This is a genomic window from Variovorax sp. AC103 (assembly GCF_979254005.1).
Window position 1 is genome coordinate 1 of sequence record NZ_CEEDFC010000064.1, and the last position, 420, is coordinate 420.

Consider the following 420-nt stretch of genomic DNA (forward strand, 5'->3'; position numbering starts at 1 on the left):
CCCACAGGAGTTCGTCATGAACGCTCTCACTTCTTCCGTCGTTGCGTCTTCACCTGATGCTTTCGCTGATTCGTCGCGGTCCACCTGGAGCGTGCGCGAGCGCAGCGTGCTCGCGGCGCTGCGGCCGTTCCTGGGCGCCGATGCCGAGGTGCTGTACGAGGCGCAGGGCCGTTCCCTGCACAAGCTGGTCTGCTTCGCGCGCGACTCGTCGCTCCCGGGGTGCGCGCAGCTGCTGTGCGGGCTGCGCCTGGCGCGTGAGCTGCTGGCCGAGGAGCTGCGCCCGGGCGAGGCGTTCCGCTCGATGTACGCGGTCTCGGACTATCTCAAGCTGCACTTCGCGGGGCAGGCGCACGAGAGCTTCGCGGTCCTGTTCCTCGATGCGCACCACACGCTGCTGGCCTTCGAGGATCTGTTCCGGGG

1 protein-coding gene is annotated in these 420 nt (G+C 68.3%); it reads left to right on the forward strand.

Annotated elements, in window-relative coordinates; translation table 11 throughout:
• Positions 1 to 16 precede the first annotated feature (16 nt).
• Positions 17 to 420: JAB domain-containing protein (locus AC0IYU_RS34815; RefSeq protein WP_472126964.1), on the forward strand; the 404-nt coding region annotated here is incomplete at its 3' end.